This window comes from Phenylobacterium parvum (assembly GCF_003150835.1).
Lineage (GTDB): Bacteria > Pseudomonadota > Alphaproteobacteria > Caulobacterales > Caulobacteraceae > Phenylobacterium > Phenylobacterium parvum.
Genome location: NZ_CP029479.1, coordinates 49258 through 69887 on the forward strand (window position 1 = coordinate 49258; position 20630 = coordinate 69887).

A 20630-nucleotide genomic window follows, 5' to 3' on the forward strand; every position below is an offset into this window, starting at 1 on the left:
GGGAGGAATGATGAGGGAATTGCTCCCCCTAGGGGGAGCTCGCGGCGAAGCCGGGTGAGGGGGTCAATCCCCCTCGCCGCAGACCCCCTCCGGCCCGCTGCGCGGTCCACCTCCCCCTTGAGGGAGGAATTAGAGGAGAGCCAATTGCTCCCCCAAGGGGGAGCTCCCGGCGAAGGCGGGTGAGGGGGTCGACGGCGGTCCAGCTGACCCCTGCGGCCCGCCCCGTCGGTTCAGGGGCCCGCCCCCACCGCCTCGGCGAGGGTGCGGAACCCGTCGGCGCGCAGGCGGGCGGCGAGGTCATGGCCCAGGCGGACCGCCAGGCCCGGTCCGGCGTAGACCAGGGCCGAATAGAGCTGGATGGCCGAAGCTCCGGCGCGGATCCGGGCGTAGGCGTCGGCGCCCGAGGCGATCCCGCCAGCGCCGATCAGGGGCAGACGCCCGGCGGCGGCGTCGCTGAACCGGCCCAGCACCGACTGGGCGAGATCACGCAGGGGGACGCCCGACAGGCCCCCGGTCTCGCCAGCCAGGGGCGAGCGCAGGCCCGGGCGGCTGAGGGTGGTGTTGGCGACGATGATCCCCGACAGGCCAAAGGCCAGGACCGTCTCGACGATGGCCTCGATCTCGGCGTCGTCGAGGTCCGGCGCGACCTTCAGGAAAAGGGGAACGGCCTGGTCCTGCGGCAGGGCGTCGCGGGTCTCGGCGGCGCGGCCGAGCAGCTCCTCAAGGGCCGCGCGGGTCTGCAGGGCGCGCAGGCCGGGGGTGTTGGGCGAGGAGATGTTGAGCGTGAACCAGTCGGCCAGGCCCCAGAGCTGCTTCAGCCCCGTGACATAGTCGCCGATCCGGTCCTCGGAGTCCTTGTTGGCGCCGATGTTGGCGCCGACGGGGCCGGGGCGGCCCGGCCGGGCGAGGCGGGCGGCGAAGGCCTCCAGCCCGGCGTTGTTGAAGCCCATGCGGTTGATGACCGCCTTGTCCTCCGGGAGCCGGAACAGGCGCGGGCGCGGATTGCCCGACTGGGGCAGGGGGGTGACGGTGCCGCACTCCACGAAGCCGAAGCCCGCCGCCAGCATGGGGCCAAAGGCCTCGGCGTTCTTGTCGAAGCCGGCGGCCAGGCCCAAGGCGCTGGGAAGGGACAGGCCCGCGACGGTCGTCGCCAGGATCGGGTCGGGCGCCGGGGCGCGGGGGCCGAGCCCGAGCGCCAGGGCCCGGATGGTCAGGCGGTGGGCGTCCTCGGGATCAAGGGTGCGCAGGGCCGCTGCGGCCAGGTCGTGCAGGCCGCTCACGTCGCCAGCCTCAGGCGCGGGACCCCGTCCTCGCCAAGGGGGGCGGGCAGGACCCGGCGGACGCACGCGGCGGGAAGCTCGCCGTAGAGGTGGGGGAAGAGGTCGCCGCCCCGGGAGGGTTCCCAGCGCAGGGCCTCGCCCAGGTCGTCGCCCTCGATCTCCAGGACCACGAGGCCGACCTTGCCGGCGAAGTGCCGGGCGGCGGTCTCCGGCGCCTGGGCCGCCGTGGAGAAGTGGATGTAGCCGTCGGCCAGGTCGACGGCCGAGCCGGTGAAGCGCCCCGCCTGCATGGCGGCCTCCCACTCGGCCCGGGGCAGGATCTTGTAGATCAGGGTCATCCGAGGGGGTCGGGCTGGAAGAAGCCGTCGAAGGCCGGGCGGCCGTTGGCGTCGAAGGCAAAGGCCACCGCCGCCGAGGTGGGGAAGCCGCTGCGGATGCGGGACAGGGTATCCGACGGACCGGAGGCCTCGACCATGAGGGCCTCGGCCAGCTCCTGCAGTCCCGGATTGTGGCCGACCAGAAGCACCACGCCTGCGGCGCCCGCGCTGCGGACCTGGCGCTGCATCTCCGGGGCCTCGGCCAGGTAGAGACCTTCCTCGAAGCGGACCTCGCAGCCGGGAAGGAGCCCGCTCATGGCCGCCCAGGTCTCACGGGTGCGCACGGCGGCGGACACCAGGGCCAGGTCCGGGATCAGGCCGACGTCGGCCAGGGCCGAGGCCACGGCGGCGCTGGCCTCGCGGCCGCGCGCAGTGAGCCTGCGCCCGAAGTCGCCGCCCGTCTCCGAGCCCGCCTCGGCCTCCCCGTGCCGGAGGAGAATCAGCCTGTCCATGCCCGCTCCAAATGCCTTGCCGCATGTTCATAGCCGCACCGCCGCCGCGTGCGAAGCGGTTGACAGCGAAACGGACAGGCGTTCCAAGCGGGCCAATGAAGGCCCTCTCGTCCCCTCAAGACGGAATCGAGTCCGGCGGCGGCGTCTGGCGGTTTCCCGCCGACCAGCCCCTGAGGCTGGACTCGGGCGCGACACTGTCGCCCCTGGAGGTGGCCTACCGCACCTACGGGACGCTGAACGCCGACCGCTCGAACGCGGTCCTGGTGATGCACGCCCTGACCGGCGACCAGTACCTGGCCTCCACCCACCCGGTGACGGGCAAGCCCGGCTGGTGGACCCGGGTGGTGGGACGCGGCCTGCCCCTCGATCCCGACCGCTTCTTCATCATCTGCGCCAATGTCCTGGGCGGCTGCATGGGCACGACGGGCCCCGGCTCCACCGACCCGGCGACCGGCGCGCCCTGGGGCCTGGCCTTCCCGGTGATCACCATCGCCGACATGGTCCGCGCCCAGGCCATGCTGGTGGAGGCCCTGGGGATCGAGACCCTGTTCGCCGTGGTCGGCGCCTCCATGGGCGGCATGCAGGCCCTGCAGTGGGCGGCGGACTATCCTGACCGGATCTTCTCGGCGGTCTGCATCGCCGGCGCGGCCCGGCACTCGGCCCAGAACATCGCCTTCCACGAGGTGGGCCGGGCGGCGATCATGGCCGACCCCGACTGGCGCGGCGGCGCCTACGAGGCCGCGGGCGTGCGCCCCGAGAAGGGCCTGGCCGTGGCGCGCATGGCGGCCCACATCACCTACCTGTCCGAGGCGGCCCTGCAGCGGAAATTCGGCCGGGAGCTGCAGAGGGACGGCCTGTCCTGGGGTTTCGAGACCGACTTTCAGGTGGAGAGCTACCTGCGCCACCAGGGCGCCAGCTTCGTCGACCGGTTCGACGCCAACTCCTACCTCTACATCACCCGGGCCCTGGACTATTTCGACCTGGGCGCGGCCTACGAGGGACAACTGGCGCGGGCCTTCGCCCGGGCCCGGGACGTGAGGTTCTGCGTCCTGGCCTTCTCGTCGGACTGGCTCTACTCCACCGCCGAGAGCCGGGACGTGGTGCGGGCCCTGAACGCCGCCGGCTGTCGGGCCAGCTTCGTCGAGATCGAGACCGACAAGGGCCACGACGCCATCTTCCTGGACGAGCCGGCCCTGGACTCCGCCCTGCGCGGCTTCCTCGCCTCGGCGGCGGAAAAGCGGGGGCTGGCGTGACGGCGGCCCTGCGCGAGGACTTCCGCGAGATCCTGCGACTGACGCCCCCTGGCGCCCGGGTGCTGGACGTGGGCTGCGGCGAGGGGGACCTCCTGGACCTCCTGGCCCGCGAGCGCGGCGTCGACGGCCAGGGGCTGGAGATCTCCGCCGAGGGGGTCTCGGCCTGCCTGGCCCGGGGCCTGGCGGTGGTTCAGGGCGACGCCGACCGCGACCTCGACAGCTTCCCGACCGGGGCCTTCGACATGGCCATCCTGTCCAAGACCCTGCAGCAGATGCGCGACCCCCGGCACGTGGTCTCGGAGCTTCTGCGGATCGCCGACCGGGCGGTGGTGAGCTTCCCGAACTTCGGTCACTGGCGGGTGCGCTGGGCCCTCCTGGCGCGCGGGCGGATGCCCGAGACCCGCACCCTGCCCAACCCCTGGTGGTCGACGCCCAACATCCACCTGTGCACCCTGCACGACTTCCTGGCCCTCACCGACGACCTGGGGCTGGCCATAGAGTCCTGCGCCGCCCTGTCGGAAGGCCGCCCGGCCCGGCCCATTGACCCGCGCTCCGTGCTGGAGAACTGGCGGGCCGAGGCCGCCGTCTTCGTGCTGAGGCGGGGCTAGGGCGTCGCAGTGTGACCAGGTGGCGGCGCAATTTGATTACATGTCTTGTGTGATCATTCTGAAATCGACTTAGTCGGGTCGGAGGCACAATCCCCCGCTAGAGAACCTCGACCTGGTGCGACATGAAGCCCTTCTTCATCATCGTAGTTTCGTCTGTATTCCTGGCTGCGTTTCCGGCGAAAGCAGGCAGTGATTGGGGTAGAGGTTATCCAATCTATCGCATCACCGAAGAGGGGGGCGGACTTGGGATTTTCGTCGACAGCGTCGTTGTCGTCACGAGACCAGAGGATGACCGCTGGGTGGCGGAGCGCTGGCGCGAGGACAATGTCCTGACCAAGAAGAAGATTGCCCATGACTGGATCGATAGCCGCGCTTGCCCCCAGTTCGCTGCGGTTCTGGCCAGCCTCGCAACACTGCCAAAGAATGGCGTTCTGACCCCAGACCGCGCCGAGAGCAGGTCACTGGCATTCGACGTGACAACGGTCAGCGTAACGGGCCCAGCAAGCGTCGACGGCGAGACCCTGATCACGCTGTCGGATAGGCTAGGGCCAATTCATGATTGGTGGCGGCGCAGTGAGGAGGCGCTGCAGCCCTGCTGGCAGGCAGACCCACCCAAGGTTGGTGGGGTCCCACTCAGCCCGGGGCTAGGCCCGACGAATGCGCGAGGAGGTCCGGAGAGCGACTAGGGAAGGCTGTTGACACCCGCCATCCAGGAGCGTCCACAGCGTTCCAATTCCCCTATAGAGTGGAATCACAAAGCCAATCGCTCCCCCAAGGGGGAGCTCGCGGCGAAGCCGGGTGAGGGGGTCAAACCCCGTTTCAGCAGACCCCCTCCGGCCCGCTTCGCGGTCCACCTCCCCCTGATGGGGAGGAATGAGAGCGCCAATTGCTCCCCATCAGGGGGAGCTGTCAGCGAAGCTGACTGAGGGGGTCTACGGCGCCTCAGCTGACCCCCTCCGCCGCGCTGCGCGCGCCACCTCCCCCTGGGGGGAGGAATTGGAGTCTGCAGCGCTACTGAAGTCCTAGCCCGAGATCGCGGCGGCGTCGGCTTCGCCGGTGCGGATGCGCAGGGCTTTCTCGAGGTCCATGACGAAGATCTTGCCGTCGCCGATCTTGCCGGTGTTGGCGCTGCGGGTGACGGCCTCGATGACGGCGTCGGCGATGTCGGTGGGGACCGCGATCTCGAGCTTCACCTTGGGCAGGAGCTTAACCTCATACTCGGCGCCCCGGTAGACCTCGGTCTTGCCCCTCTGGCGGCCATAGCCACGCACCTCGGTGACGGTCAGGCCGGAGGCCCCGGCTTCGGTGACGGCCTCGAGCACGGCGTCCAGGCGGCTGGGCTTGATCACGGCGACGATCATCTTCATGGGCGGATCTCCGGGTGCCTGCGGGGAACACTAACGCTGAACCGGCCCGGCGGCCAAGCCCGACGGCGCTTCAGCGCCCGGCGAGGTCCAGGAGATACTGGCCGTAGGCGGTCTTCGACAGGGCCTCGCCGGCCCTGCGGACCTGGTCGGCGTCGATGAAGCCGTTGAGGAAGGCGATCTCCTCGAGGCAGGCGATCTGCAGGCCCTGGCGCTTCTGCAGGGTGCGGACCAGTTCGCCCGCCTCCAGCAGGCTGTCGTGGGTGCCGGTGTCCAGCCAGGTGAAGCCCCGGTCCATCTTCTGCACGAAGAGGTCGCCGCGCTCCATGTAGAGCCGGTTCAGGTCGGTGATCTCCAGCTCGCCCCGGGCCGAAGGGCGGACCTGACGGGCCATCCCGACCACGTCGTGGTCGTAGAAGTAGAGGCCGGTCACCGCCTGGCGCGAGCGCGGGCGGGCGGGCTTTTCCTCAAGGCTCAGGGCCCGGCCGGTCGCGTCGAGCTCGACCACGCCGTAGGCCTCCGGGCGCTCGACCTCGTAGGCGAAGATGGTGGCGCCGGTGGTCCGGGCGGCGGCGGCGTCGAGCAGGCCGGTCATGCCGGCGCCGAGGAAGATGTTGTCGCCCAGGATCAGGGCGGCCGGGTCCCCGGCCAGGAAATCCTCGCCGATCAGGAAGGCCTGGGCCAGGCCGTCGGGGCTGGGCTGGACGGCGTAGGCCATGCGCACGCCGAACTGCGAGCCGTCGCCGAACAGGCGCTGGTAGTTCCCCAGGTATTCCGGGGAGGAGATGATCAGTATGTCCTGGATCCGCGCCTGCATGAGGACGGACAGGGGGTAGTAGATCATCGGCTTGTCGTAGATCGGCAGGAGCTGCTTGTTCACCGCCAGGGTGGCCGGGTGCAGGCGCGTGCCGGCGCCGCCCGCCAGGATGATGCCCTTCATGCCGCGTCCCCTTCCCCTTCGGCCGACGCCAGGAGCCGGTCCGTCACTTCGTCCGCCGTTTCCGTCCAGGGCCGCGGCGCCCGTCCGAATGTGCGGGTGAAGGCCGTCGTGTCCAGTCGGGAGTTGGCCGGCCGCCGAACCGGGGTCGGCCAGTCCGCCGAGGCGATGGGGGTCAGGGCCGGCGACCTGCGTCCCGCCGCAGCCGCCCTCTCGAACACCCTTGAGGCCAGTCCGAACCAGGTGGTTTCGCCGGCGCCGGCGAAGTGGAAGACGCCCGACGGCGCCCCGTCTCCGGAAAGCCGGGCGCAGACCGCGCCCACCCCGGCCGCGATGTCCTGGGCGGAGGTTGGGCAGCCATGCTGGTCGGCGACCACCGACAGCGCGTCCCGGGCCTGGCCCAGGCGCAGCATGGTGCGCACGAAGTTCGCGCCCCAGGGGCTGAAGACCCAGGCGGTGCGCAGGATGACATGGCGCGGATTCAGGGCGGTGACGGCCAATTCGCCGGCGGCCTTGGAGGCGCCGTAGACACTGGTCGGTCCGACCGGGTCGTCCTCGCGGTAGGGCCGGTCAAGCCCGCCGTCGAAGACATAGTCCGTGGACAGGTGGACCAGGGGAATCCCCGCCTCGCCGCTGGCCCGGGCGAGGGCGGCGGGGCCCAGGGCGTTTGCGGCCCAGGCTTCGGCGGCATGGCTCTCGGCGGCGTCGACGGCGGTCCAGGCGCCCGCGTTGATGATGGCCGCCCAGGGCCGTGCACCCACCCACCGGCGCACGGAGGCGGGGTCGGCGAGATCAAGCTCGGCCCGGGGCGGGGCGACCACCTCGAAGCCTTCGGGCGGCGCCTCACGCAGGGCGCAGCCCACCTGGCCGGAGCCTCCGGTCAGGAGCAGGGCGGGAAGGCCGGAACCTGTCATGGCGCGCCGTCGGGCGGCCCGGCCTGGCGCGGCGGCCAGGCCGGAAGCCCGATCAGCCTTCGGCGCCGTCGTCGGAGGCGCTGGCGCTGGCGCGATCCGCAGCGGCCTGGGCGCGCTCGCCAGCGGTCATCTGGCGCTCGGCGATGCGGGCGGACTTGCCGCGGCGATCGCGCAGGTAATAGAGCTTGGCCCGGCGCACGACGCCGCGGCGCTTGACCTCGATGCTCTCGATATTGGGCGAATGGATCGGGAAGATCCGCTCGACGCCCTCGCCGAACGAAATCTTGCGGACCGTGAAGCTCTCGTTGATCCCGTGACCCTGGCGGGCGATGCAGACGCCCTCATAGGCCTGGACGCGCTCACGCTCCCCTTCCTTGATGCGCACGTTGACGCGGAGGGTGTCGCCGGGGCGGAAGGCCGGGATGGCGCGGGTCGCGGCCAGACGGTCGGCTTCTTCCTTTTCCAGTTCCTGGATCAGGTTCATGGGTCAGTCCTTTCGTACCGGGCTTTAATCGCCCTTTGCCTGTTGATTGGCGAGCCAGGCGGCCCAGAGGTCCGGACGCCGTTCCCGCGTAGCGCGTTCCCGCTCGGCCCGGCGCCAGTCCGCCACCAGTGCATGGTGGCCGCTGAGCAGGACCTGCGGAATCTCCAGACCCTCGAACGTCCGCGGTCGCGTGTACTGCGGATGCTCCAGGAGCCCGTCCTCGAAACTCTCTTCACTGAGGCTCTCCGCCTGGCCGAGGACGCCGGGCACGAGCCTTACGCAGGCCTCTATGGTCACAAGGGCCGCCGCCTCGCCGCCGGCGAGGACCGCGTCTCCGACCGAGACCTCTTCGAACCCCCGGGCGTCGAGCACCCGCTGGTCCACCCCCTCGAACCGACCCGCCAGGACGATCAGTCCCGGCCCATCGGCCCATTCCTTCACGCGCGCCTGGGTCAGGGGCCGGCCCCGAGCGCTCATGTAAAGAAGCGGCCGCTCCCGCCTTTCGACGCTGTCGAGCGCCGAGGCGATCACGTCCGCCCGCATTACCTGCCCCGGCCCGCCCCCTGCGGGGGTGTCGTCGAGGAAGCCGCGCTTATCCTTGGAAAACCCCCGGATGTCCAGCGTTTCCAGGGACCAGAGGCCGGCCTCCCGCCAGGCCGTCCCGATCAGGGAAACGCCCAGCGGGCCGGGAAAGGCCTCGGGGAACATGGTCAGGACGGTGACCTCGAAGGGCGCGGCGCGGGACATTCGGGGCTTGTGGACGAAGACCGGGGATTTTTCGAGTCCCCGCAGCGGCCCGCCTCGCCTTGCCCGACAGGCCTGCTGGCTCTATGCCCTGCCCTTTCGCATCTGCAGCATTGATCCCCAAGCCATGTCCCAGCCTGAAAACCTCGTCGACACCCTGGCGCTCGAACGCCTCGAGGTGAACCTGTTCCGCGGCGTCTCGCCGAACGAGGGGCCGGGGCGCATCTTCGGCGGACAGGTCATCGCCCAGTCCCTGCTGGCCGCCTACGGCACGGTCGAGGACCGGGTCTGCCATTCCCTGCACTGCTACTTCATCCGACCGGGCGACCCCTCCACGCCCATCATCTTCGAGGTGGACCGTTCCCGCGACGGGGGCAGCTTCACGACCCGGCGCGTCATCGCCGTGCAGAACGGCAAGCAGATCTTCAACCTCGCCGCCTCCTTCCAGGCGCCGGAGGAGGGCTTCGAGCACCAGGCCGCCATGCCCGCCGTGGCCGGACCCGACGACCTGCCCAGCGAGTCCGAGGCCCTGAAGGCGGCCCTGGAGAAGATGCCGGAGGAGGCGCGCAAGTGGGCGACCCGCCCCCGACCGATCGAGATGCGTCCGGTGGACGGCTCCAGCCTCTTCGACCGCGACCGTCCCGAGGCGCGGGATCCCAAGAGCGAGGTCTGGTTCCGCGCCCGGGCGCCGATCGGCGAGGATCCCGTCCTGCACCAGGTGCTCCTGTCCTACGCCTCGGACATGAACCTCTTGTCCACCGCCATGCGGCCGCACCGGGTCCACTGGCAGACCCGCAATTTCCAGTCCGCCAGCCTCGACCACGCCATGTGGTTCCACAAGCCGGTGAACTTCAACGACTGGCACCTCTACGCCCAGGACAGCCCCAGCGCCGCCGGCGGCCGGGGCTTCATCCGGGGCTCTATCTACTCTGCGGACGGCGTGCTGGTGGCGAGCGTGGCCCAGGAGGGCCTCCTTCGCCTGCGCAAGGACTGAAGCGCCTATTCGGTCTCGGCCGGAGGGACGGCGACAATCCGGCCTCCGGCGACGTCGACCTCGGGGACGGCCTCCCGGGTGAAGGGCAGCCAGAAGGAAGGGGCGCCCTCGGGCTTGATCTCCAGGAGGTCGCCCGCGCCGAAGTCCTGCACTCCGCGAACGGCCCCAAGGACCTGCCCGTCCGGCGTCTCGACGCGCATCCCGACCAGGTCGGCGAGGTAGAACTCGTCCTCCTCCTCAGCCGGCAGGGCGGAGCGGGGGACGTGAAGCTTGAGGCCCCTCAGGGCCTCGGCCTGCTCGCGGGTTTCGACACCTGAGGCCCGGGCGACCAGGCCGCCCTTGACGGGCCGGGCGCCGGACAGGGCCGGGGCCGGCGAGCCATCCGCTCGCTTCAGGTCGCGGAATCCGGCGAGTGTCATGGGGTCGGCGGTGAAGCTGGTCACGCGCACATCGCCCCGGACGCCGAAGGCGCCGGCGATGCGTCCCACCAGGATGAGCCGGTCCGACATCAAGCTGCCCAAGGAGGCGAAGGCCCGGCGCGAGGCGCCGGGCCGGAGGATCAGCCTTCCTTGGCGGCGTCTTCGGCCGGGGCCTCGGCGGCCGGAGCTTCCTCAGCCGGGGCCTCTTCAGCCGGAGCTTCGGCAGCCGGGGCCTCTTCAGCCGGGGCTTCCGCAGCCGGGGCTTCTTCCGCCGGAGCCTCAGGCTCGGGGGCGGGCGGCGCAGCCGCGGCGGCCTCGGCGGCGGCGGCGAGGTCAGCGGCCTTCTGGGCCTTCTCCTCGGCGCGTTCCTTGGCCTTGCGGCCCGGCTCGCCCTTCTGCGGGTTGGAGCCGGCCTTCCAGGCGACGAGGCCCTCGGCGGCCAGGAAGCGGGCGACACGGTCCGAGGGCTGGGCGCCCTTGGTCAGCCACTCGCGGATCCGCTCGACCTTCAGGGTCACGCGGGTCGGGTCGTCCTTCTTCAGGAGGGGGTTGTAGGCGCCCACCTTCTCGATGAAGCGGCCGTCTCGGGGCGAGTGGCTGTCGGCCACGACGATGGAATAGTAGGGGCGCTTCTTGGCGCCGCCGCGGGCGAGACGAATCCTGAGCATGGGGAGTCCTTGTCTTTCTAGGATTTCTTGAAGGGATTGAAGCCCGGCGGCAGTCCGCCGCCGAGGCCAGGAAGCTTCATGCCCCCGGGAAGACCTCCGGGGAGGCCTCCGGGGAGGCCGCCGCCAGGGAGCTTCTCGGCCAGCTTGGCCAGCTCTTCCAGCTGAGCGGCGTCAGCGGTTGGAACCTTGCCGCCGCCGAGGGCCTTGAGCCGGTCCATGCCGCCTCCGCCGCCGAGCATGCCGGCCATGCGGGCAAAGCCCTTGCCGCCGTCGCGGCTCATCATCTTGAAGGCGTCGGCCATCTGCCGGTGCTGCTTGAGCAGGCGGTTGATCTCGGCCACCTCCACCCCGGCGCCGGCGGCGATGCGCCGCTTGCGCGAGGCCTGGAGGATGTCCGGCTTGCGCCGCTCGGCCTTGGTCATGGACGAGATGATCGCCGCCTGGCGGTCCAGGGCCTTGTCCGAGATGTTGGCTTCGGCGATCTGCTTCTTGACCTTCTGGACCCCGGGCAGCAGGCCCATCAGGCCCTCCATGCCGCCCATCCGCTTCATCTGGGCCAGCTGGTCGGCCATCATGTCGAGGTCGAACTGGCCCTTGGCGAGGCGCCGGGCCATGGCCTCGGCCTTGGCCGTATCGAGGTCCTGGGCGGCCTTTTCCACCAGGGCGACGATGTCCCCCTGGCCCAGGATCCGTCCGGCCACCCGCGCGGCGTCGAAGACGTCCAGGCCGTCGATCTTCTCGGAGACGCCCAGGAACTTGATGGGCAGGCCAGTCACCGCCCGCATGGACAGGGCCGCGCCGCCGCGCCCGTCGCCGTCGGCCCGGGTCAGGACCAGGCCAGTCAGGGGCAGGCGCTCGTGGAAGGCCCGGGCCGTGCGCACGGCGTCCTGGCCGGTGAGGCTGTCGGCCACCAGCAGGGTCTCGTGTGGTTGGCCGATGGCGGCGATCTCGGCCGCCTCGGCCATCATGGCCTCGTCCAGGGTGGTGCGGCCGGCGGTGTCCAGGATGACCACGTCGAAGCCCTGCAGCCGGGCTGAAGACAGGGCCCTGCGGGCGATGTCGGGGGCCGACTGCCCGGCGACGATGGGCAGGCTGTCCACCCCGGCCTGGACCGCCAGGGTCGCCAGCTGCTCCATGGCGGCAGGGCGGCGGGTGTCGAGGGAGGCCAGCAGGACCTTCTTGCGCTCGCGCGACAGGCGCAGGGCCAGCTTGGCTGCGGTGGTCGTCTTGCCCGAACCCTGGAGGCCGGCCATCAGGATGACCGTGGGCGGGTTGAGGCTGAGGTTCAGGCCCTCGGCGCCTTCGCCGCCCAGCATCTCCACCAGGCCGTCGTAGGTGATCTTGACCACCTGGTCGGCGGGTCGGACCGAGCGGATGACCGCCTCGCCCGACGCCTGCTCGCGCGCCCTGGCGATGAAGTCGCGCACCACGGGCAGGGCGACATCGGCGTCCAGAAGGGCGGTGCGGACCTCCTTCAGCGCCTCGTCGATGTCCTTTTCGGACAGGACGCCGCGCCCGGAGAGCCGGTCGAAAACGGAAGAGAGACGGTCTGTCAGCGCGTCGAACATGTCGATCTTCGCAGGAGCGCTCCACGGGTCAAAACGGACCGGCCCAAACGCGATTGACCCCCGTGGACGATCACGTCGACGGGGGGCCTCTCCGCCCTCGTCCCGTCCGGAGGCGGGGGTCGTGGCGGTGGAGGGCGCAATCGCAGTGCGCCGGAGGAGGCGGCGAAATGCGCCCCGGGGCCCGGAAAGTCAAGCTTTTCGGGGTCCGGGGCGCACGCCGGGTCAGGTTGTCGGGAAGCCCTTGTCCCGCAGGTAGGCCTTCACGTCCGGGTCCCGGCCGCGGAAGTTGCGGTACTGTTGGGCCGGGTCGAGGGTGTTGCCGACGCTCATGACGCTGTCATGCAGCCGCTTGGCCACCGCCTTGTCGTAGGGGCCGCCCGCCTCGGTGAAGGCCTCGAAGGCGTCCAGGGCGATGACCTCGCTCCACAGGTAGCTGTAATAGCCGGCCGAGTAGCCGTCGCCGGCGAAGACGTGCTGGAACTGGGGGGTGCGGTGCCGCATCGGCAGCTCGCGGGGCATGCCCAGCCTGGCCAGCTCGTCCTTCTCGAAGGCGCGTGGGTCGATGTCGGCGCCGCCGGCCAGGTGCAGCTTCATGTCGATGAGGGCCGAGGACAGATACTCGGTGACGTCGAAGCCCTGGCGGAAGGTCGAGGCCTTCTCGATCCGGGCGGCCAGCGCGGCCGGCATGGGCTTGCCGGTCTTGTGGTGCAGGGCGAAGCGGTTGAGCACCTCCGGCGTCGGCAGCCAGTGCTCGTTCACCTGAGAGGGGAACTCCACATAGTCGCGCGAGACCGCCGTACCGGACAGGGTCGGGTAGGTCACCGCGGAGTTGAGGCCGTGCAGGGCGTGGCCAAACTCGTGGAACAGGGTCTCGGCGTCATCCCAGGAGATCAGGACCGGCTCGCCGGGGGCCCCCTTCACGAAGTTGGAGTTGTTGGAGACGATGGTGGTGACCCTGCCGCCGAAGTTCCTCTGGTCCCGGTAGGCGTTCATCCAGGCGCCGGAACGCTTGCCCGGACGGGCGTAGGGATCGAAGTACCAGAGGCCCACGTGCTGGCCCTCGCGGCCCTTGACCTCCCAGATGCGGATGTCGGGGTGGGCGACCGGCAGGCCCTTCACCTCCTCGAACCCGAAGCCGAAGAGCTGGCCGGCGGCCCAGAACATCCCCTCGCGCAGGTTGTCGAGCTGCAGGTAGCCCTTCACCTCGTTCATATCGAGGTCGTACTTCGCCGTCCGGACCTTCTCGGCATAGTAGCGGTAGTCCCAGGGCTCGATCTTCACGCCCAGCTTCTCGGTGTCGGCAAGGGCCTGCATCTCGGCCACTTCCTCGCGGACCCGGGCGGTGGCCGCCGGCCAGACCCGCATCATCAGCTCCATCGCCTTCTCGGGCGTACCCGCCATGGTGTCGGACAGGCGCCAGTGGGCGTGGGTGGCGTAGCCCAGCAGCTTCGCCCGCTCGGCCCGCAGCTTCAGGATCTGGCGGATCAGTCCGTTGTTGTCCTTGGCGTCGCCGTTGTCGCCCCGGCTGTAATAGGTGCGCCAGACCTTCTCGCGCAGGTCACGCCGCGCCGAATAGGTCAGGAAGGGGTCCATGGACGAGCGGGTGTTGAGGATGGCCCATTCGCCCTTGCGTCCCCGCGCTTCCGCCGCGCCGGCGGCGGCGGCGCGCACGTCGTCGGGCAGGCCGGTCAGCTCGGCCTCGGACTTCAGGTAGAGGACATAGTCGGTCTCGTCGGCCAGCAGGTTCTGGCTGAACCGGGTGTAGAGGCCCGCCAGCTCCTGGTTGATCGCCGCCACCCGGGTCTTCTGCGGCCCGGTCAGCCGGGCGCCGGCGCGGACGAAGCGGGTGTGGTGGACCCACATCAGCCGGTGCTGCTCGGGGGTCAGCCCGGCCTGGGCGCCCTTGGTGTAGACCGCGTCGATGCGACGGAAGAGGGCGGCGTTCTGGAGGATGGCGTCCTGGTGGGCCGCCAGCAGGGGCTCCACGGCTTCCTCGACCTTCTGGACATCCGACGAGGCCAGGGTGTTGGTCCAGATGAAGTAGTAGGTCAGGACCCGGGCCGTCATCTGGCCCGTCAGCTCCAGGGCCTCGATGGTGTTGGCGAAGGTCGGCGGCGCCCTGTTGCCCGCGATGGCGTCGATCTCCGCCCGCTCGGCCGCGAGGGCCTGTTCGATCGCGCCGCGGAAGTCCTGGACCCGCACCTTGTCGAAGGCCGGGACCCCGCCGTAGGGGCCGGTCCAGGGCTGGGTCAGCGGATTGGCCGCCGCCGCCAGTGCGTTCAGGGGCAGGGCCTGGGCGGCGGCGAGGGCGCCGGAGGCGGCGAGGAAGGTGCGGCGCTTCATGGGAACTCCGTCTGGCGAGGTGTCTGGCTGGCGAGCCGTTCCGCCTGAGATAGGCGCGTCCGGGCGCGGCGTCACCTGACAGGTCCGTCATGTGTCGAGGGGCTCTGGCGCGGCGCCCCCGGGCGGGCTAGTCGGAGGCATGGCGATCGGCGTCTTTGATTCCGGGATTGGCGGCCTCAGCGTGCACCGCAGGCTGGTGGAGCGGTTCCCCCGCGCCGACTTCGTCTACCTGGCCGACCAGGCCAACACCCCCTACGGGGGCCGTTCGGGCGAGGAGATCGTCGACCTGACCCGGGCCGGCTGCGAGCGCCTGTTCGCACAGGGCTGCGACCTGGTGATCCTGGCCTGCAACACCGCCTCGGCCATCGCCCTGCGCCGGCTGCAGCAGACCTGGCTGCCCGGGGTGCGGGCGGCGCGCGGGCGGCCGACCAATGTGCTGGGCATCATCGTCCCCACCATCGAGGCCGCCACCGGCCTGCCCTGGGAGCACGAGGCCGAGCGCCGGGGCGACAAGGTCGAGAAACTGGACGTCCTGGCGGTCTTCGCGACCCCGGCCACGGCCGCCTCCCGCGTGTACGAGATCGAGATCGACAAGCGCCGCCAGGACGTGGCGGTCTTTGTCGAGCCCTGCCCCGAGCTCGCTGGCCAGATCGAGTCCGGGGCGGCCCGGCCGTTGCTGGAGGCCAGTGTGGCGGCCCATGTCGAGGCCGTGACCCGGCGGATCGGGCGGGCGCCCGACCGGGCGATCCTGGGCTGCACCCACTACGAGATCATCTCCGACGTCTTCCGGGCGGCGCTGAAGCCCGGCACGCCCCTGGTCCACCAGCCGGACGCCACCGCTGCGGCCCTCGCCGCCTACCTGGAGCGGCGGCCGGAATACGCGGTCGGCGACGACGGGCGGCGGGTCTTCCTGACCACCGGCGCCCCCGGCCTCCAGCACGACCTGGCCGAGGCCTTCTGGGGCGCGCCCCTGAGGTTCGGTCCCGCCTGACCCGGCGCGATTGGCGCTACCCTTGGGCCGCCGGGCGCGGCAAGATGGGTCCCATGAAGCTGCTCCTGTCCCCCGCCTCGCCCTATGCCCGCAAGGTCTGGCTGGCCGCCGCCGAACTGGGCCTTGCCGACCGGATCGAGACGCTGAACGCCTCGGCCTCGCCGGTGGCTGACAACCCTGAGCTCTCGGCCCTGAATCCCCTGGGCAAGATCCCGGTCCTGGTGACCGACGATGGCCAGGCCCTCTACGACAGCCGGGTGATCGCCGACTATCTCGACAGCCTGACCCCGCGACGGCTCTGCCCGGCCGACGGCCCGGCGCGGTGGACCGTCCAGACCCTGCACGCCGCCGCCGACGGCCTCCTGGATGCGGCCCTCCTCGCCCGCTACGAGGAGGCGCTCCGACCCGAGCCCCTCCGCTGGGCCGACTGGCGCCAGGGGCAGGGCGAGAAGATCCGCCGGGTCCTTGACCTCCTCGAGGCCGCCGACCTCAAGGCCGGGGACGACGCCCGGATCTGCGACATCGCGGCGGCCTGCGCCCTCGGCTACCTGGACTTTCGTTTCGCCGCCGAGCCCTGGCGGGACAGCCGGCCGCGCCTGGCCGCCTTCTTCGAGGCCTTCACCCGGCGCCCGGCCTGGGCGCTGAGCGATCCGGCGCGCGCCGCGTGAGCGACCCCGCCTACCCGTCCGGGGCCCGCGAGACCTTCGCCGCCCGCTACCTGACCGCCGAGGGCAGGCTGGATCGCCGGGGATTCCTGGTCTCGGGCCTCATCCTCCTGGGCGTCGCCGTGCTCTACGATGCGGTGTCGGCCGGGCCCCTGCAGTGGATCACGGGCTGGCTGGCCTGGCCCCTCCTGGTCTGGATCGGGGCCTGCCTGCTGGCCCGCCGGCTGCACGACCGGGGCCGGAACGGCTGGATCGCGGCGGTCATCCTGGCGGCCCTGGTGGCGGTCTGGCCGCAGCCCTCGGGCTTCCTGGACTTCCCCTTCGTGCTGATCCTGGTCTGGGCGGGGGTGGAGCTGGGCGTCATGACCGGCGAGCCGGGGGTGAACCGCTATGGACCCCCGCCGCGCGGCTGAGCGGCGATTCAGCCGGGTGGATCGGCGGGTGCAAGGGCGCCAAACACCTCCCGGAAGGCCTGGCGCAGGGCCTCGTCGGCGTCGTCCATCGTGCAGGTCAGCCCCAGGTCGGCCAGGCTGGTCACCCCATGTTCGGTCTGGCCGCAGGGGACGATGCCGGAGAAGTGCGACAGGTCCGGCTCCACGTTCATCGAGATTCCGTGGAAGGAGACCCAGCGGCGGATCTTGACCCCGATGGCGGCGATCTTGTCCTCCCGCGCGGGAAGGCCGGGGCTTCGCCGCTCGACCCACACCCCTACCCGGCCCTCGCGGACGGCGCCCTCGACGGCCAGCCGGGACAGGGCGTCGATGATCCAGGCCTCGAGGGCGGCCACGAAGGCGCGGACGTCCTTCCGCCGGGCCGAGAGGTCCAACATGACGTAGGCCACCCTCTGGCCGGGCCCATGATAGGTGAACTGGCCGCCGCGGCCGGTCTTGAAGACGGGGAAGCGGTCCGGATCCAGAAGGTCGGCGGCCTTGGCCGACACGCCCGCCGTGTAGAGGGGCGGGTGCTCCAGGAGCCAGACCAGCTCGCCCGCCTCGCCCCGGGCGATGGCCTCGGCCCGGGCCTCCATGGCCGCCAGCGCCTCCGCATACCCGACCCGTCCCCGCGAGACGGCCCAGCCGCAGGGGGCGCCGTCCGCCCGCCCGAAGACGGGCGCGGCGGCGACAGGATTTAACGTCCGGTCAATCATGTTGGCGCCAGTCTGTGTCTGCTTGAGTCGCCGTGCAAGCCGGCTGCTGCGCCGGGGGTGCGGCCCTGTAACTTCGCCTTGCGTCTCTGAGGGGGTCCCGCCTTGGGCCAGATCAACGCCGTCAACGTCGACATCGCCGTGGTGCTGGGCCGTTCCAACCTGCCCATGGCCCAGCTGCTCCGGATGGGCCGCGGCGCGGTGATCCCGCTGGATGCAGGGGTCCATGACGAGGTGTGGATCCTGGCCAACAACCACCCGGTGGCCCGTGGGGAAATCCAGATCAACGACGACCGCATCGCCATCACCGTGACCCGGGCGGCGGACGTCTATGACTTCATGGCCGGCGGCAATTCCTGATCGGGCGGCTTCACAAAGCCTTCCGGCTTTGGTAGGCCCGCCGCTCACCACGAGCGGTCGTGGCGGAATTGGTAGACGCGCAGCGTTGAGGTCGCTGTGGGGCAACCCGTGGAAGTTCGAGTCTTCTCGACCGCACCAGTGAGCCAAAGGGTCCAGGGACAAGGTCCGATCAGTCACGCATAGAGCCAGGAGGGCAGGTCCGCATGAGCCGCGACGCCGAACACCCCCTGCGCGATGACGCGGCCCTGGTCCCGGCGCCTGCCGAGGACCTCGAGGACCTCGCCCTTGGCGATGACTACGCTCTAAATCCGGACTTCGTCGCCCTGGTGGTGGACGCCGCCGACCGTGGCGACGCCGAGCGCCTGCGCGAGCTTCTGGCCGCCCTGCATCCCGCCGACGTCGCCGACCTGATGGGCTTCCTCTCAGCCGCCGACCGGGAGGAGGTGATGGCCCACCTCGACCCCGAGGCCCTGGCCGAGATCCTGGCGGAGATCGAGCCCGAGATCCGCGAGGACCTGCTCGAGCGCATGCCCTCGGCCACCCTGGTCCGGGCCCTGGGCGAGATGGACTCCGACGACGCCGTCGACCTGGTCGAGGACCTCGAGGCCGACAAGCGGGCCCAGGTGCTGGCCGCCCTGCCGGACGTCGACCGCGCGGCCATCGAGACCTCCCTGGCCTACGAGGACGAGACGGCCGGCCGCCTCATGCAGCGAGAGGTGGCCTCCGCCCCCCAGTTCTGGACGGTCGGCCAGGCCCTGGACCACTTCCTCGCGTCGGGCGAGGAGATGCCCGAGCTGTTCTTCGACGTCTATGTCGTCGACCCCTCGCACCGCCCCCTGGGCGGGGTGCCCGTCAGCCGCCTGCTGCGCCACGACCGCGACACGCCCCTGGCGCGGATCATGGAGCCCCTCACCGAGATTCCGGTCGGCATGGACCAGGAAGAGGCGGCCTACATCTTCAACAAGTACCACCTGATCTCCGCCCCCGTGGTGGAGCCGGGCGGTCGCCTTGTGGGCCAGCTCACCGTCGACGACATCGTCGGGGTCATCCGCGAGGAGGGCGAGGAGGACATCCTGGCCCTGGCCGGCGTGTCAGACGTCGGCCGCGACGCCAGCCTTGCGGGCGCCGTCCGCTCGCGCCTGCCCTGGCTGGTCCTCAACCTGGGCACTGCGGCCCTGGCCTCCAGCGTGATCGGCGCCTTCCAGGGGGCCATCGCCCAGGTCATCACCCTTGCCATCCTCATGCCCATCGTCTCGTCCCTGGGAGGCAACGCCGGCACCCAGACCCTGGCCGTGGCGGTGCGGGCCCTGTCCAGCCGCGAGCTGAACGCCGCCAACTCCGCCCGGATCATCGGCCGCGAGGTCCTGACGGGGCTCCTGAACGGAACGGTCCTGGCCCTGCTGATGGCCGGCGCCGTCCTGGTCCTCTTCCAGGACACACGGCTCGCCCTGACCGTGGCGCTGGCCATCGTCGCCAACTTCCTGGTCGCCGCCCTGGCGGGCATCTCCGCCCCCATCATCCTGGATCGCCTGGGCCGCGACCCGGCGGTCTCCTCCTCGGTGCTGGTGACCTTCGCCACCGACTTCATGGGCTTTCTGGCCCTCCTGGGGATCGCCAGCCTGATCCTGCTGTAGGTTTCGCCCGCCTCGCCCCTCCGGCGGGTGCGTGGTATGGCCTCCGGCCATGAGCCAGCCGAACTTCGACTTCGCCCTCGGCGAGACCGCCGACGCCCTGAGGGCCTCGGTCGCCCGCTTCGCCGCCGAGCGCATCGCCCCGCGCGCCGCCGCCATTGACCGGGACAACGCCTTTCCCCGCGACCTCTGGCCGCAGATGGGCGCCCTGGGCCTCCTGGGGATCACGGTCGAGGCCGAGGACGGCGGGGCGGGCCTGGGCTATCTCGAGCACGTGGTGGCCATGGAGGAAATCTCCCGGGCCTCGGCCTCGGTAGGCCTGTCCTACGGCGCCCACTCCAACCTCTGCGTGAACCAGATCCGCCGCTGGGGAACCCCGGCCCAGAAGGCCCGCCATCTGCCCCGCCTGATCTCGGGCGAGCATGTCGGCGCCCTGGCCATGAGCGAGGCCGGTTCTGGCTCCGATGTCGTCTCCATGCGCCTGCGGGCCGAGAAACGCGGCGACCGCTACGTCCTCAACGGGACCAAGTTCTGGATCACCAACGGCCCCCACGCAGACGTCCTGGTGGTCTATGCCCGCACCGAGCCGGACGCCGGCCCCCGGGGCATCACCGCCTTCCTGGTGGAGCGCGGCATGGCCGGCTTCTCCACAAGCCCCAAGCTGGACAAGATGGGCATGCGCGGCTCCGACACGGCTGAACTGGTCTTCCAGGACTGCGAGGTGCCGGAAGAGAATGTCATGGGCCCCGTCAACGGCGGCGTCGGCGTCCTGATGAGCGGCCTGGACTACGAGCGGGCCGTTCTGGCGGCGGGACCCCTCGGCATCATGCAGGCCTGCCTGGACCTGGTCCTGCCCTATGTGCGGGAGCGGAAACAGTTCGGCCAGGCCATCGGCGCCTTCCAGCTCATGCAGGCCAAGGTGGCGGACATGTACGTGGCCCTGAACTCGGCCCGGGCCTATGTCTACGCCGTGGCGCGGGCCTGCGACGCGGGCCTGGCCACCCGCCACGACGCCGCCGGCGCCATCCTCCTGGCCTCGGAGAACGCCGTGAAGGTGGCGCTGGAGGCCATCCAGGCCCTGGGCGGCGCCGGCTACACCCGCGACTTCCCCGCCGAGCGCCTGATGCGCGACGCAAAGCTCTATGACATCGGCGCCGGCACCAACGAGATCCGCCGCTACCTGATCGGCCGCGAGCTGATCGGCGCCTAAGTCCCGCCGGAACGGATGAGGGGCCGCCCCGTCGCCGGAACGGCCCCTCCATTGTCGGACCGCCCTGCGGTCCCGCAACCCGTCGCCTAGGCGCGCGCCTCTCCGACGGAGGTCCAGGTCACGGTTTCCGCATGCGGATGAAGACAATGAGACACTGGATCACCTCCTTTCAATGGTTGGCCAAGGTGGCCAGCCTGCGCCTGCTTCGCCCGTCCTGACAAGTC

At 71.0% G+C, this 20630-nt stretch carries 23 protein-coding genes and 1 tRNA gene; 11 read left to right on the top strand and 13 right to left on the bottom strand.

Annotated elements, in window-relative coordinates:
• Window positions 1-230: 230 nt before the first annotated feature.
• From HYN04_RS00220 to HYN04_RS00230, 3 genes are read right to left on the bottom strand one after another with little or no spacing between them, the layout of a single operon-like run.
• A complete protein-coding gene (locus tag HYN04_RS00220; RefSeq protein ID WP_110448888.1) occupies window positions 231-1280 on the bottom strand; it encodes a quinone-dependent dihydroorotate dehydrogenase in 1050 nt (349 codons plus the stop codon).
• Window positions 1277-1618 carry a DUF952 domain-containing protein gene (locus HYN04_RS00225; RefSeq protein ID WP_110448889.1) on the bottom strand — a complete coding sequence of 114 codons (342 nt, stop codon included), beginning with the start codon at window positions 1616-1618 and terminating at the stop codon, window positions 1277-1279. The genes HYN04_RS00220 and HYN04_RS00225 overlap by 4 nt, the downstream gene beginning before the upstream one ends.
• The gene (locus tag HYN04_RS00230; RefSeq protein ID WP_110448890.1) at window positions 1615-2109 is read right to left on the bottom strand and encodes a SixA phosphatase family protein; all 495 of its coding nucleotides are present in this window, start codon (window positions 2107-2109) and stop codon (window positions 1615-1617) included. Before HYN04_RS00230 ends, HYN04_RS00225 begins: the two co-directional genes overlap by 4 nt.
• Before the next feature lie 95 nt (window positions 2110-2204).
• On the opposite strand from HYN04_RS00230, the gene metX reads away from it, so the two are divergent.
• The 3 genes from metX to HYN04_RS13355 all read left to right on the top strand — a co-directional run bounded on the left by metX (window position 2205) and on the right by HYN04_RS13355 (window position 4656).
• The gene (gene metX / locus HYN04_RS00235) at window positions 2205-3362 is read left to right on the top strand and encodes a homoserine O-acetyltransferase MetX (protein ID WP_110448891.1); all 1158 of its coding nucleotides are present in this window, start codon (window positions 2205-2207) and stop codon (window positions 3360-3362) included.
• Complete coding sequence (metW, locus tag HYN04_RS00240; protein ID WP_110448892.1) at window positions 3359-3970, top strand: methionine biosynthesis protein MetW; 612 nt, start codon at window positions 3359-3361, stop codon at window positions 3968-3970. The genes metX and metW overlap by 4 nt, the downstream gene beginning before the upstream one ends.
• A 122-nt stretch (window positions 3971-4092) precedes the next feature.
• A complete protein-coding gene (locus tag HYN04_RS13355; RefSeq protein WP_162599493.1) occupies window positions 4093-4656 on the top strand; it encodes a hypothetical protein in 564 nt (187 codons plus the stop codon).
• Window positions 4657-4992: 336 nt separating this feature from the next.
• Here HYN04_RS13355 and HYN04_RS00245 read toward each other — a convergent pair whose 3' ends face one another.
• The 5 genes from HYN04_RS00245 to trmD form a co-directional block, all read right to left on the bottom strand.
• Window positions 4993-5337, bottom strand: coding sequence for a P-II family nitrogen regulator (locus HYN04_RS00245; protein WP_110448893.1), 345 nt, complete (start codon window positions 5335-5337; stop codon window positions 4993-4995).
• Window positions 5338-5407: 70 nt separating this feature from the next.
• Complete coding sequence (gene rfbA, locus HYN04_RS00250) at window positions 5408-6274, bottom strand: glucose-1-phosphate thymidylyltransferase RfbA (protein WP_110448894.1); 867 nt, start codon at window positions 6272-6274, stop codon at window positions 5408-5410.
• Entirely contained in the window at window positions 6271-7185 is a 915-nt protein-coding gene (gene rfbD / locus HYN04_RS00255) for a dTDP-4-dehydrorhamnose reductase (RefSeq protein WP_110448895.1), read from the bottom strand. The genes rfbA and rfbD overlap by 4 nt, the downstream gene beginning before the upstream one ends.
• A 52-nt stretch (window positions 7186-7237) precedes the next feature.
• A complete protein-coding gene (rplS, locus tag HYN04_RS00260; protein WP_110448896.1) occupies window positions 7238-7669 on the bottom strand; it encodes a 50S ribosomal protein L19 in 432 nt (143 codons plus the stop codon).
• A 24-nt stretch (window positions 7670-7693) separates the two neighbouring features.
• Window positions 7694-8416: a tRNA (guanosine(37)-N1)-methyltransferase TrmD gene (gene trmD / locus HYN04_RS00265; RefSeq protein WP_110448897.1), complete on the bottom strand. Its 723-nt coding sequence runs from the start codon at window positions 8414-8416 to the stop codon at window positions 7694-7696.
• A gap of 124 nt (window positions 8417-8540) precedes the next feature.
• Here trmD and tesB point away from each other — a divergent pair, with 124 nt between their 5' ends.
• Window positions 8541-9407 carry an acyl-CoA thioesterase II gene (tesB, locus tag HYN04_RS00270; RefSeq protein WP_110451224.1) on the top strand — a complete coding sequence of 289 codons (867 nt, stop codon included), beginning with the start codon at window positions 8541-8543 and terminating at the stop codon, window positions 9405-9407.
• A 5-nt stretch (window positions 9408-9412) separates the two neighbouring features.
• Here the strand turns inward: tesB and rimM are convergent, their stop codons facing one another.
• The 4 genes from rimM to HYN04_RS00290 all read right to left on the bottom strand — a co-directional run bounded on the left by rimM (window position 9413) and on the right by HYN04_RS00290 (window position 14405).
• The gene (rimM, locus tag HYN04_RS00275; protein WP_110448898.1) at window positions 9413-9916 is read right to left on the bottom strand and encodes a ribosome maturation factor RimM; all 504 of its coding nucleotides are present in this window, start codon (window positions 9914-9916) and stop codon (window positions 9413-9415) included.
• A gap of 50 nt (window positions 9917-9966) precedes the next feature.
• A complete protein-coding gene (gene rpsP, locus HYN04_RS00280; RefSeq protein WP_110448899.1) occupies window positions 9967-10494 on the bottom strand; it encodes a 30S ribosomal protein S16 in 528 nt (175 codons plus the stop codon).
• A gap of 17 nt (window positions 10495-10511) precedes the next feature.
• Window positions 10512-12062 carry a signal recognition particle protein gene (gene ffh, locus HYN04_RS00285; RefSeq protein ID WP_110448900.1) on the bottom strand — a complete coding sequence of 517 codons (1551 nt, stop codon included), beginning with the start codon at window positions 12060-12062 and terminating at the stop codon, window positions 10512-10514.
• A gap of 222 nt (window positions 12063-12284) precedes the next feature.
• Window positions 12285-14405: a M3 family metallopeptidase gene (locus HYN04_RS00290; RefSeq protein WP_110448901.1), complete on the bottom strand. Its 2121-nt coding sequence runs from the start codon at window positions 14403-14405 to the stop codon at window positions 12285-12287.
• Between the two features lie 139 nt (window positions 14406-14544).
• On the opposite strand from HYN04_RS00290, the gene HYN04_RS00295 reads away from it, so the two are divergent.
• Genes HYN04_RS00295 through HYN04_RS00305 form a run of 3 tightly spaced genes read left to right on the top strand, consistent with a single transcriptional unit; the run spans window position 14545 to window position 16474 of the window.
• A complete protein-coding gene (locus tag HYN04_RS00295; protein ID WP_110448902.1) occupies window positions 14545-15396 on the top strand; it encodes a glutamate racemase in 852 nt (283 codons plus the stop codon).
• A 53-nt stretch (window positions 15397-15449) separates the two neighbouring features.
• Complete coding sequence (locus HYN04_RS00300; RefSeq protein WP_110448903.1) at window positions 15450-16064, top strand: glutathione S-transferase N-terminal domain-containing protein; 615 nt, start codon at window positions 15450-15452, stop codon at window positions 16062-16064.
• Window positions 16061-16474 carry a DUF805 domain-containing protein gene (locus HYN04_RS00305; protein WP_110448904.1) on the top strand — a complete coding sequence of 138 codons (414 nt, stop codon included), beginning with the start codon at window positions 16061-16063 and terminating at the stop codon, window positions 16472-16474. The genes HYN04_RS00300 and HYN04_RS00305 overlap by 4 nt, the downstream gene beginning before the upstream one ends.
• 8 nt (window positions 16475-16482) lie before the next feature.
• On the opposite strand, the gene lipB is transcribed toward HYN04_RS00305, so the two are convergent.
• Window positions 16483-17208: a lipoyl(octanoyl) transferase LipB gene (gene lipB / locus HYN04_RS00310; RefSeq protein WP_110448905.1), complete on the bottom strand. Its 726-nt coding sequence runs from the start codon at window positions 17206-17208 to the stop codon at window positions 16483-16485.
• A 102-nt stretch (window positions 17209-17310) separates the two neighbouring features.
• Here lipB and HYN04_RS00315 point away from each other — a divergent pair, with 102 nt between their 5' ends.
• The 4 genes from HYN04_RS00315 to HYN04_RS00330 all read left to right on the top strand — a co-directional run bounded on the left by HYN04_RS00315 (window position 17311) and on the right by HYN04_RS00330 (window position 20406).
• Window positions 17311-17565 carry a FliM/FliN family flagellar motor switch protein gene (locus HYN04_RS00315; protein ID WP_110448906.1) on the top strand — a complete coding sequence of 85 codons (255 nt, stop codon included), beginning with the start codon at window positions 17311-17313 and terminating at the stop codon, window positions 17563-17565.
• Between the two features lie 53 nt (window positions 17566-17618).
• Window positions 17619-17703, top strand: a tRNA-Leu gene (locus tag HYN04_RS00320).
• A 65-nt stretch (window positions 17704-17768) separates the two neighbouring features.
• Window positions 17769-19199 carry a magnesium transporter gene (gene mgtE, locus HYN04_RS00325; RefSeq protein WP_110448907.1) on the top strand — a complete coding sequence of 477 codons (1431 nt, stop codon included), beginning with the start codon at window positions 17769-17771 and terminating at the stop codon, window positions 19197-19199.
• A gap of 49 nt (window positions 19200-19248) precedes the next feature.
• Window positions 19249-20406: an isovaleryl-CoA dehydrogenase gene (locus tag HYN04_RS00330; protein WP_110448908.1), complete on the top strand. Its 1158-nt coding sequence runs from the start codon at window positions 19249-19251 to the stop codon at window positions 20404-20406.
• The last annotated feature ends 224 nt before the right edge of the window (window positions 20407-20630 follow it).